We start from the raw sequence: 10,929 nt of genomic DNA, 5'->3' as shown, positions 1-10,929 counted from the left end.
CGGCACCCCCGGCCCAGGACGGCCGGGCCGGCGGGGCACTGGTGGGCTCGGGATCGGCCGCGTCACCGGCCCACGACGGCCGGTCGATGTGGGGCGTACGGCCGGCTCCGGAGCCGGCCCAGGACGGCCGGTCGGCCGGTGTGCCGCTGGTCGGCGTCGGGCCACCGGCCCAGGCCGGGCGCTCCACGGCCAGCGGCGGTGTGCCCGGCGGGGTCAGCGGTGGTGTGCCTGGCGACGGCACGCCCGGCTCGCCGGTCGCGGGTGGGCCCGGGTCGACAGCCTGGAGAGGGCGATCGGTGGGCGGGGCGGCCCAGGTCGGCCGGTCGGCCGGAGGCACGCTGCCCGGTTCGGCCGGGCGCTCCTGCGCCACCTCGGAGGCGGCCTCGCTCCGGACGGGGTCGTACCCGCGGGGCGGCTCGGCGCGGACCGGCTCGTACGGGCGGGGTGACTCGGCCCGCACCGGCTCGTACGGCTGGATGGGCTCGGCGACCCAACCCGGCGCGGACTCGTCCCTGGTCGGCGGGCCGGCCGGCTCGTCTTCCTGCCGGGACCAGGGCGGTGCCCAGCCGCCGCCCCAACTGGGGCGGTTCCAGCTCGGCCCCGACCAGTCCGGCTCGATGGCCGACGATTCCCCGGCCCGGTGCGCGTCCCCGGCGCGGTGCGTCTCTCCCGGGCGGGGGCCTTCGGCGGCGCGACCCGGCTCGGTCGCGTCGGCGTGCCCGGCCGGCTCCGGGGTGCGTCCCGACGCTGCCGGGTGCTCCTGGGCGAGTGGGTCCCGCCAGTCGCGGGACGGGACGGATGGGTCGTCGGCGGCCAGCCGCTCGGCGTTGGGCGCGTGGAAGCCGGGCGGCACCTCGAAACCGGACGCGGCGGTGCCGACGGGCGGCACCTGGACGGCCGGCGGTGCGGAGGTGGGCAGCCCGGGCTCGGCCCAGCGGGCGCGGTGCGAGGTGGCCGGATCGGCGGCGGGGCGTTGGGCGGAGCCGTCAGGCTGGTCGGCTCCCTGCTCCACCCGCGGGACGGGACGTTGGGCGGGCACCACCAGCCGGTCGCTGGCCGGCTCGGGTCGGCCCTCGGCGGGCAGCCCGGGGGGCGCGCTCACCGGCGTGGGACGTCCCACGGTCGGTTCGAGACCGGGACGACGGACGCCGTTGGCCTCGTCGGGGTGGTGCACACCGTTGGCGTGGTGGCCGTTGACCCGGGTCGGCGGGTCGAGGTCACCCGGCGGCCCGGCCAGGGGCGACGGCAGGTCGCCGTGCCGGGTGGAGGAGGTGCGCCAGCCGGACGCGGGGTCGGGCTGCCAACGCGGCGCCTGCTCCCGGGCATCCTCGGGGTCGGCAGCTCGGGGCCACCCACCCGCCGGGGGTGCCCACCCGCTGACGGAACGGCTCGGGTCGTCGTGCTGACCCGCGCCGTCACCGTGCTCTCCCGGGGTAGCGGCTCCGGGTTGACCTGTTTCACTCACCGCGCGCTCCTTGGTCGCCCCCGCTGAGGCTACCGTGTGCCGAGAGTGGCGATAAGTTACAGCGGCGGGCCATTTCCACGACGGTGGTCACGGGCCTCGCCCGGTCTGGGGGGAAAATGCCGGCTCGTACGGAGAACTCGGAGGAACCCATGACCGCTGCGGGGAACGGTGCACAGACCGCTGGACGGCCCACCCGCCTGCCCCGCTCCGCGCGCCGTAAGCAGCTTCTCGCTGCGGCGCAGGAGGTGTTCGTCGCGCAGGGCTACCACGCCGCCGCGATGGACGACATCGCCGAGCGGGCCGGGGTTTCGAAGCCGGTGCTCTACCAACACTTTCCCGGAAAGATGGATCTCTACCTGGCGCTGCTCGACACGCACTGTGACGCCATCGTCGCTCAGGTGCAGGAGGCGATGCGCGGCACCAGCGACAACAAGGAGCGCGTCGGCGCGTCGGTGCGGGCGTACTTCGACTTCGTCGACCACGAGAGCGAGGCGTTCCGGCTCGTCTTCGAGTCGGATCTGCGCAACGACCCGGCGGTGCGGCAACGGGTGGAGCGGGTCGAGCAGGGCTGCATCGCGGCGATCACCGACACCATCATCTCGGACACCGGTGTGAGCCGGGCGCACGCCGAGCTGCTGGCCTCCGGGCTGGTCGGCGCGGCGGAGACGGCCGCGCAGTTCTGGCTGGCCGGTGGCCGGCAGGTGCCGAAGGCCGAGGCCGAGGCGCTGGTGGCCGCGCTGTCGTGGCGGGGCATCGCGAGCTTCCCGCTGCAAGGTGAGTCAGCCTGACCGCCGACCCCGTGATCGGATAGCCTTCGCAGGGCGGTTCTTTCGCCCCAGTTGAGGAGGCACAGTGGAGGTCAAGATCGGCGTGCAGTACGCGCCGCGTGAGCTGGTAGTAGACAGCGCGCAGTCGCCGGCCGAGATCGAGCAGATCGTGACCGACGCCTTCGCCGGTAACGGCGGCACGCTCTCCCTGACCGACGAGAAGGGTCGACGGGTCATCGTGCCGGTCGAGAAGGTCGCCTACGTCGAGATCGCCGAGGCGTCGTCCCGGGCGGTCGGTTTCACCGTCCGCTGACCGGTCCGGCCATCGCGGCAGGTCGGCGTTGGCCCACCTGCCGCAGGCCGGCGCCGGCCTCCCGGGCGGTCAGTTGTTCAGCCCGGCGGCGGCCATCCGTGCGGTGTGCGCGGCGGTGAGCCTGCCGAACAGCCCCGGCACGTCGACCCGGTCGCCCCGCGCGACGAGCGCGGTGAGGGCGGCCCGCTCGGCGGCGACCCCGTTCGCCTGGGACGGCGCCTCGCCGACCAGCCGCCGCGCCCACATGGAGAGCCGGCCGGCCACCCGGGGGTCGTCGGCGACGGCCAGCCGGATCTCCGCCGCGGCGAAGTCCGCGTAGCGGGAGTCGTGCAGGACGTCCAGCACCAGCGCCCGGTCCGGTTTGGCGATCTCGGCCGCGGCCATCTCGTTCGGCGCGGCCCGGCGGTGCAGGTCGGGGGCGAGCCGGGCGTCACCGGCCATCCGCTCGAAGGCGAGCAGTTCACCGAACGCGACCAGGCCCAGCAGGTCGGCGACGGCGGGACCGGGAGTGCTCGGCGTGGACACGAGCGCAGGCTACTGGCCTCCCGTGAGCTGGATTGGCGTGACGTAGGTCACAATTGCTTGCCCCGCGTGGCGAGTGGCCGGATGGGAATCGGGACGGGGGCATCCCTGTTCAGGTAGCATGGAGCAGTTGCCGTGGGCGCCGATCTGATCGAAGCTCAGCCCGCGGCGCGCGTGCGGCCCGGTCCGGCTCGGCAATCTGCCGCCGACCGTGTGGCCCGCGTCATACCGAACGCGCCCTGAGGACATGACGGGCGCACCCACGAGAGGGCACCCCCACATCCACATGAGCGACCTGACTCAAGATTTGCTGGACGGCCAGGAACTGGCCCCCACCGCCCCGGTTCGACCGGAGGCCCCCACGTTCGCCGCACTCGGCGCCCGCGCCGAGACCGTCGAGGCCCTGGCCTCGGCCGGCATCACCCGCGCCTTCGCCATCCAGGAGTACGCGATCCCGATCGCGCTTCGCGGCGTCGACCTGATCGGTCAGGCGCCCACCGGCACCGGCAAGACCCTCGGTTTCGGCGTACCTCTGCTCGACCGCGTCTTCGCCCCGGGCGAGGGCAGCGACGGCGTCCCTCAGGCGCTGGTCGTCGTCCCCACCCGTGAGCTGGGCATCCAGGTCGCGAAGGACCTGGCCGCCGCCGGCCGGACGCGCGGCGTCCGGGTGCTGCCGATCTACGGCGGTGTGGCGTACGAGCCGCAGATCGACGCGCTGCGCAAGGGCGTCGAGATCCTGGTCGGCACCCCGGGCCGGCTGATGGACCTGCAGAAGCAGAAGCACCTCCGTCTGGACCGGGTGCACGCGCTCGTCCTCGACGAGGCCGACCGGATGCTCGACCTGGGCTTCCTCGACGACGTCGAGAAGATCCTGGCGATGCTCCCGGAAGACCGGCAGACGATGCTCTTCTCGGCCACCATGCCGGACCCGATCGTCACCCTGTCCCGGCGGTTCCTGCGTCAGCCGATGACGATCCACGCCGGGCACACCGCGGAGACCGGTCCGTCGCCGCAGACCCAGCAGCTGGTCTACCGCACCCACTCGATGAACAAGGTCGAGGTGGTGGCGCGCATCCTGCAGGCGGAGGGGCGTGGGCTGACCATGATCTTCACCCGCACCAAGCGGGCCGCCGACCGGGTCGCCGAGGACCTCGACTTCCGCGGGTTCGCGGTCGCCGCGGTGCACGGTGACCTCGGTCAGGGTGCCCGTGAGCGGGCGCTGCGGGCCTTCCGGGCCGGCAAGATCGACATTCTGGTCGCCACCGACGTGGCCGCCCGAGGGCTGGACGTCACCGGCGTCACCCACGTCATCAACTACGACTGCCCCGAAGACCAGGACACCTACACCCACCGGATCGGTCGTACCGGCCGGGCCGGCGCCACGGGTGTCGCGGTGACCTTCGTCGACTGGGACGACATGCCGCGCTGGCGGATCATCGACAAGACCCTCGGTCTGGAGATGCCGGAGCCGCCGGAGACGTACCACACGTCGCCGCACCTCTACACCGACCTGCACATCCCGACCGACGTCAGCGGCACCCTGCCGACCGCCGAGCGCACCCGCGCCGGGCTGTCCGCCGAGATCGAAGAGGACCTGGGCGGGACGACGCGCTCCCGCCGGGGCGACAGCGGTGGTGGCCGGAGCCCCCGACGCGGTGAGAGCCGTGGCGAGGGGCGAGGTGAAGGCCGGGGCGAGCGCCGTGGTCGGGGCGACAGCCGCCGCGACCGCTCCGACGCCGGCACGCCGGCCGTGGCCGAGGCACCCTCGATCGCCGAGGCCGCCGACAGCACCGACGAAGGCGCCCGTACCCCGCGCCGCCGGCGTCGCCGCCGGGCCGGCGAGGCGGTTGCCGGTGAGCCGACCGCGGTGATCTCCGCCGACACCGGTCCCACCGAGCCGGCTGCCGCGTCCGACGGCGAGCCGTCGAAGCCGCGCCGCCGCCGGCGCCGTCGTGGTGGCGGTTCCGACGCGGGTACGCCGGCCGAGGCGACCGCGGACTGACCCACAGCCACACCTGACATCCCCCGCACCGCCTCGCGCGGTACGGGGGATGTTCCCTTCCCACCCCACCTGCCGAAGATGGAACGATGCCGGAACCACTGGACGCCGCCCTGACCGAAGTTCGGGCGCTGCTGCTCGACCCCGCACTGACCCGGGCGGTCGCCGCCGGACGACGCCGTGGGCGCCATCCCGTGGTGGCTCGGGCCGAGCTACGGCCGGTGACGCTCAAGGCCGGCCCGCGGATGCAGATCGCCACCTCCGACGGCACGCGCCCGTACACCCGCAACGTCGCCCTCGGCCCGGAGACGGTCCAGGCGGTCGACGAGTTGCTGGCCGAGCCGTTCGGCAACTGGCACGTGGAGACGGCCGACGCGACGCTGCAACTGCGGGTGACCAAGTCCGGCGAGGCGCAGGTGCACCGGGCGGCGACGTCCCGCCCGGCCGCCACGCCGAGTGGGAACGACCGGACGAAGGAATACCTGCTCGACCCCGGTGACCCGATCTTCGCCGAGATCGGCGGCTCGGCGGCCAAACGCCGCCAGGTGGACGCGTTCCTGCGTGCCCTGGCGGCGACCCTGCCCGACGATCTGACCGGCCCGCTGCGGGTGGTCGACCTGGGCTGCGGCAACGCGTACCTGACGTTCGCCGCGTACCGCTACCTGTCGAGCCGAGGGCTCGACGTCAAACTGATCGGCGTGGACGTCCGGGAGGACCAGCGGCGACGCAACACCGAGCTGGCGCAGCGGCTGGGCTGGGCCGACCAGATCAGCTTCGTGGCCGGCACGATCGCCGACGCCGTCGTCGACCCCGCACCCGACCTGGTGCTGGCGCTGCACGCCTGCGACACCGCCACGGACGAGGCGCTGGCCCGCGCGGTGCGCTGGGAGGCCCGCTGGGTGCTGGCCGCGCCGTGCTGCCACCACGATCTGGCGAAGCAGCTCCGCGCCCACCCCACCCCGACCCCGTACGAGCTGCTGACCCGGCAGGGCATCCTGCGCGAGCGCTTCGCCGACGTGCTCACCGACGCGCTGCGCGCCGGGTTGCTGAGGGTGCACGGGTACCGGGCCGAGGTGGTGGAGTTCGTCGACTCCCAGCACACGCCGCGCAACCTGCTGATCCGTGCCCGCCGCACCGGTGGCGAGCCCAGCGGACAGCACAGCGCGGAGTACCGCGAGCTGGTGGACCAGTGGCAGGTCACCCCCCGGCTGGAGACCCTGCTCCTCGCCGCCGAGGAGCCCGCCGCCTAGCGACGGCGATCGCTGCCGCCACTGCGGTCCCGGGCACCGTTGCGCTCGCCGGCGCCACGTTCGAGGACCGAGAGCCGGTCGCTGCCGTTGCGCTGGTTGACCCGTTCACCGTCACCCGGGGCGGTCGGGAAGGGTACGACCTTGCCGGTGCTCTCGGCGTTGCCGGCGGCGGCGAAGGCGTTCCACGAGATGTCGACCAGCAGCTTCTTGGTCTCGGCGTGCCGGATGGCCGCGCTGTACTGCAACGCCATCCGGGCACCCAGCACGACCCCGACCAGCGTGGTGGTGATCGCGCCGGTTGCTGCCAGCACCTGGAGACCGGTCGCGGAACTGGTGCGGAGCACCAGGACCAGCAGCCAGACCCAGAACGCGGCGGCGAAGACGCCAGCCTTGGCGACGAAGAAGAGGCTCACCGCACCGGGCTGGTACGGCTGGGGGCGGCTCGGTTCGGCCATGGTGCTCCTCGGGCGGTGGTGCGGTCGAAAGCGGCAGGGGCATGGCGGGACGGGCACCGAGCTTAGTAGAAGAACGATGATGATCGCTCGATGCAATTTTCAGTTGGCTTGATGCTGCCGCAGAAAAAGTCTCATCCACGGGACAGATTGTGCGGTCAGTCAATTGTTTCCGCCCATGCGCGTACTACCCTCGAAAAGGCGCATCGTCCCGGTGCTGCCGCAGGGGGGAATGACACACAGGGATGGGATCAGCCGAGGTATCACCGCAGATGGCCTTCGCCCGCTTCGTCCGGCGCGCCATCGACGACGCTCGCGACGAACGTGGCTGGACAGTGACCGATCTTGCCTCGCACACGGGCGTGGGACGCTCCACCGTGTTCCGGTGGCTGGCGGGTGACTGGCAGGATTATCCCGAGTTGGCCAAGGTGCGCGGCTTCTGCTCCGCACTGGACCTACCGGTCGCTGCCGCGTTCCGCGCGCTCGGGCTGCCCGACTCCGGCCCCACTCCCCGCCGCCGCAGTGACGACGGCCCGGTCGAGGCGGACGTCCGCGCCATCCTGGACCGGCTGGCCGACCCAACGGTCCCCGCCGAGGAGAAGCACCACATCCGCGACCTGCTCCGCTACCTGGCCCGCCGCCCCATCCGCCGCGCCGGCTAACCCCACCCCCACCCACCCCCCCACCCCACGCCCACCCACCCCCGAGCCCGCGTTGATCATGAAGTTATAGCTGCGACACGCCGCCCGGCGAGGCAATAACTTCATGATCAACGGAGTTGGGGGGGCGGGCCGGGGCCCGGGGGGGTGGGGTGGGGTGGGGGCGGTTAGGGGACTGTGAGGGTGAACTCGGCGGTGTGGACCTCCGCGCCCACCTGGAAGTCCAGGTACAGGCGGTAGCGGCCGGGGCCGGGGGTGGTCAGCCAGAACTTGATCTGGCCATCCACCAGTTCCGGTTCCGGGTGCACGTGCAGGTAGCCGAGGTCGCCCTCGCGCAACGCCACCAGATGCCCGTACGCCCCGAGGTACCGCTCCAGCGCGGCTGCGCCGCCAGCACCGTCGACCCGGAACGTCAGCGGTACGGTCGCCCCCGCCTGCGGGGTGCCCTGGTAGCCGACGGTGAACCGGTCCACGGTCGTCGAGGTGGCCGGCCCCGGCAGCGGACGAGGCTGGTAGTCACCGGGCACGACCAGGTCCGCGCCGAGGGTCACCGCGGTCTGCGCGCCGTTGTCGGCGACGGTGGTGAAATCGGCGTACGCGCGCCAGACCCCGGGCTGCGCGAGGGTCAACGGCACCGACCAGGTGCCGTCCGCCGCCATGGTCGGGTGCAGGTGCTGGTAGCCGGTCAGGTCCCGGCGGACGACGATGAGGTGCATCGGCTTGTCGTGCACGACGGCGAAGCGGGTGACGGGCCGGCGCTGCACGTCGCGCACCTGGAAGCGGAGCTGACCGGGGCGACCGGCCGCGAACTCGGTGGACAGGGGCACCAGGGTGAAGCCGGCTGAGCTGACCGCCAGACCGCCCGGCTCGGTGACCGCGCTCTGATCGGTGCCCGTGGCGCTGCCGTGGTTGTGCGGCCCGATGCCGGGTGGGTCGGTGTGATCGGCGGCCAACGACGGGCTGCCGGTGGCGGTGCCTGTGGTGTTCATCCGGCCGAGGCCGAAACCGAGCAGCACCGCCAGCACCAGCCCACCGACCACCAGCGCCAGCCGGAGGGTGCTCCGGTCGGGCGCGGCGGAGACCTGGTCAGGCACCGCCGACGCCCAGCACGTGGCCCGCCTCGTCCACGACAGTCCCGCCGGGGACGGTGCTGGGCTGCTGGTCGGTCATACCGCCCACGGTACCGCCGCGTCGGGGCGGCCCAGGCCGACGCCCGCACGGCGTGGCGACGGTCGCATTCGACGCCGCCCGGGAACTTTCCCAACCCGACCGGCGCAGACCCCGCCGCAGCGCCGAGCAACACCCGCAACCAGGCACGGACGGCGCGCCACGAACCCGAGCAACGCCATGCCGTAGTGCTGTCGGTTCAGCCGGCGACGGCGAGGGCGAGCGGGAGCACGTCGGGTGCGCCGGCCCGGCGCAGGGCCCGGGCCACCAGCGTCATCGTCCAACCCGAGTCGATCAGGTCGTCGACGAGCAGCACCGGGCCGTCGAGGCCGGCCAGGGCTTCGGCCAGGTCGGCCGGCACGGTGAAGGCGTCGTGCAGTGCGCGTACCCGCTGGGCGCTGTTGCCGCGCGGCCCGGCCGGACCGCCCGGACCGGTCGGGGTCACCTCGCCGAGCAGCGGCAGCCGTCCCACGGCGGCGATCCGCTCGGCGAGCGAGCCGACCAACCGGGGCCGTCGCCGCGAACCGACCGCGACCACCCCCACCGGCCGGCGGGGCCACGGGTCGTCGCCGTGCGACCACGCCTTCAGGACCTCCACCACCGCGCTGGCGACGTCGTCGGGCAGCGGCGCGTCCGGCGCCTCCGGGCCGACGAGATCACGCAACCGGCCACCCCAGCCGAGGTCGGAGAGGCGCCCGACGGCACGGCCGGGCAACGCCTGCTCCGCGGGGGCGATCCGGCCCTTGAGGGGTACGCCCACCGCGTCCAACCCGGTCGGCCAGAGCTTCTTCGGGGCGATCTCCACGCCGGGGCGACCCAGGAAGGTCTGCGCGGCGGCGAGCGCGGCCGTCGACACGTCGGCGGAGAAGAGCGGGTCGGCGCACCGGTCGCACCGGCCGCAGTCGGTCGCCCCGGTGTCGTCCAGGCGTTCCCGTAGATACCGCATCCGGCAGTCGCTCGTGGTCGCGTACTCCCGCATGGCCTGTTGCTCGACGGTGCGTGCCTCGGCGACGCGGCGCAACCGGGCCTCGTCGTAGACCCAGGGCTCGCCGGTGGCGAGCCAGCCACCGCGCACCCGGCGGACCGCGCCGTCCACGTCGAGCACCTTGAGCATCAGCTCCAGGCGGGTCCGGCGCAGGTCGACGAGCGGTTCGAGGGCCTGGGTGGAGAGCGGGCGGTCGGGGTGCAGGGCGGCCAGTACGGCACGCACCTGCTGCTCGGGTGGGAACGCCAGCGAGGCGAAGTACCGCCAGATGGCGGCGTCCTCGACGCCGGGCAGCAGCAGCACCTCGGCATGTTCGACGGCGCGGCCGGCACGGCCGACCTGCTGGTAGTACGCGATCGGTGAGGGCGGCGCGCCGAGGTGGACGACGAAGCCCAGGTCAGGCTTGTCGAAGCCCATGCCGAGGGCGCTCGTCGCGACCAACGCCTTGATCTTGTTGTCGAGCAGGTCCTGTTCGGCGGCGCGCCGGTCGGCGTCGTCGGCCTGCCCGGTGTACGACGCCACCGGGTAACCCCGGGAGCGCAGGAACTCGGCGGTCTCCCCCGCTGCCGCGACGGTCAGCGTGTAGACGATGCCCGAGCCGGGGAGCTGGTCCAGGTGGTCGGCGAGCCAGGCCAGCCGGTGTGCCGGGCTGGGCAGGTCGAGCACCCCGAGGCGCAGTGACTCGCGGTCCAGGGTGCCGCGCAGGATCAGGGCGTCGCCCAACTGCTCCGCCACGTCCTGGGTGACCCGCGAGTTGGCGGTGGCGGTGGTCGCCAGCACCGGGGTGCGCTCGGGCAGCTCGGCGAGGAAGGTGCGCAGCCGCCGGTAGTCCGGCCGGAAGTCGTGCCCCCAGTCGGAGACACAGTGGGCCTCGTCGACCACCAGCAGCCCGGTGGTGGCGGCCAGCTTCGGCAGCACCCCGTCGCGGAAGTCCGGGTTGTTGAGCCGTTCCGGGCTGATCAACAGCACGTCCACGGCACCGGTCTGGATCTCCGCGGTGATCTGGTCCCACTCGTCGAGGTTCGCCGAGTTGATCGTGCGGGCCCGGATGCCGGCCCGGGCCGCCGCCTCCACCTGGTTACGCATCAGCGCCAGCAGCGGCGAGACGATGACGGTCGGGCCGTGCTCCCCGCGTTCGCGCAGCAGTGCGGTGGCCACGAAGTAGACCGCCGACTTGCCCCAACCCGTCCGCTGCACACAGAGCACGCGTCGCCGGTCGACGACCAGTGCCTCGATGGCCCGCCACTGGTCCTCACGCAGCCGGGCGTGATCACCGGCCAGCCGGCGCAGCACCGCCTCGGCCCGCTCCCGTACCGCTGCCCGCTCTGCTGTCTCCACCCGGCATTTCTA

Annotated in this window: 9 protein-coding genes and 1 pseudogene; 5 read left to right on the top strand and 5 right to left on the bottom strand. The window is 73.5% G+C overall.

What is annotated here, in order from left to right; translation table 11 throughout:
* Positions 1-1,465, bottom strand: a pseudogene (locus LADH09A_RS09280) (hypothetical protein); the annotation flags it as partial.
* Positions 1,466-1,614: 149 nt separating this feature from the next.
* Here LADH09A_RS09280 and LADH09A_RS09275 point away from each other — a divergent pair.
* Positions 1,615-2,253, top strand: coding sequence for a TetR/AcrR family transcriptional regulator (locus LADH09A_RS09275; protein ID WP_238644458.1), 639 nt, complete (start codon positions 1,615-1,617; stop codon positions 2,251-2,253).
* Between the two features lie 64 nt (positions 2,254-2,317).
* Complete coding sequence (locus tag LADH09A_RS09270) at positions 2,318-2,545, top strand: DUF3107 domain-containing protein (protein ID WP_088950288.1); 228 nt, start codon at positions 2,318-2,320, stop codon at positions 2,543-2,545.
* Between the two features lie 69 nt (positions 2,546-2,614).
* On the opposite strand, the gene LADH09A_RS09265 is transcribed toward LADH09A_RS09270, so the two are convergent.
* A complete protein-coding gene (locus LADH09A_RS09265; protein ID WP_238644457.1) occupies positions 2,615-3,070 on the bottom strand; it encodes a ferritin-like fold-containing protein in 456 nt (151 codons plus the stop codon).
* A gap of 283 nt (positions 3,071-3,353) precedes the next feature.
* Between LADH09A_RS09265 and LADH09A_RS09260 the strand changes: the two genes are divergently transcribed.
* Positions 3,354-5,069 (top strand): DEAD/DEAH box helicase, encoded by a 1,716-nt coding sequence (locus LADH09A_RS09260; protein WP_238644456.1) that lies wholly within the window; start codon positions 3,354-3,356, stop codon positions 5,067-5,069.
* 86 nt (positions 5,070-5,155) lie between these two features.
* The gene (locus LADH09A_RS09255) at positions 5,156-6,316 is read left to right on the top strand and encodes a class I SAM-dependent methyltransferase (protein ID WP_238644455.1); all 1,161 of its coding nucleotides are present in this window, start codon (positions 5,156-5,158) and stop codon (positions 6,314-6,316) included.
* Here LADH09A_RS09255 and LADH09A_RS09250 read toward each other — a convergent pair.
* Positions 6,313-6,771 carry a hypothetical protein gene (locus LADH09A_RS09250; RefSeq protein ID WP_238644454.1) on the bottom strand — a complete coding sequence of 153 codons (459 nt, stop codon included), beginning with the start codon at positions 6,769-6,771 and terminating at the stop codon, positions 6,313-6,315. The genes LADH09A_RS09255 and LADH09A_RS09250 overlap by 4 nt on opposite strands.
* Before the next feature lie 242 nt (positions 6,772-7,013).
* Between LADH09A_RS09250 and LADH09A_RS09245 the strand changes: the two genes are divergently transcribed.
* A complete protein-coding gene (locus LADH09A_RS09245; RefSeq protein WP_238644453.1) occupies positions 7,014-7,430 on the top strand; it encodes a helix-turn-helix domain-containing protein in 417 nt (138 codons plus the stop codon).
* 164 nt (positions 7,431-7,594) lie between these two features.
* Here the strand turns inward: LADH09A_RS09245 and LADH09A_RS09240 are convergent, their stop codons facing one another.
* Positions 7,595-8,521, bottom strand: coding sequence for a DUF8832 domain-containing protein (locus LADH09A_RS09240; RefSeq protein WP_238644452.1), 927 nt, complete (start codon positions 8,519-8,521; stop codon positions 7,595-7,597).
* Between the two features lie 272 nt (positions 8,522-8,793).
* A complete protein-coding gene (locus tag LADH09A_RS09235) occupies positions 8,794-10,917 on the bottom strand; it encodes a RecQ family ATP-dependent DNA helicase (protein WP_238644451.1) in 2,124 nt (707 codons plus the stop codon).
* Between the last annotated feature and the right edge of the window lie 12 nt (positions 10,918-10,929).

Source organism: Micromonospora cabrerizensis (assembly GCF_022230955.1).
Classification (GTDB): Bacteria; Actinomycetota; Actinomycetes; order Mycobacteriales; family Micromonosporaceae; genus Micromonospora; species Micromonospora cabrerizensis.
Note: the sequence above shows the minus strand (reverse complement) of the source record. Positions and strands in the feature narration are given on the sequence as shown.

Excerpts from the sequence above, each read along its gene's own strand:
- LADH09A_RS09275 (WP_238644458.1), top strand. The coding sequence starts at position 1,615 with ATGACCGCTGCGGGGAACGGTGCACAGACCGCTGGACGGCCCACCCGC.
- LADH09A_RS09260 (WP_238644456.1), top strand. The coding sequence starts at position 3,354 with ATGAGCGACCTGACTCAAGATTTGCTGGACGGCCAGGAACTGGCCCCC.
- LADH09A_RS09255 (WP_238644455.1), top strand. The coding sequence starts at position 5,156 with ATGCCGGAACCACTGGACGCCGCCCTGACCGAAGTTCGGGCGCTGCTG.
- LADH09A_RS09250 (WP_238644454.1), bottom strand. The coding sequence starts at position 6,771 with ATGGCCGAACCGAGCCGCCCCCAGCCGTACCAGCCCGGTGCGGTGAGC.
- LADH09A_RS09245 (WP_238644453.1), top strand. The coding sequence starts at position 7,014 with ATGGGATCAGCCGAGGTATCACCGCAGATGGCCTTCGCCCGCTTCGTC.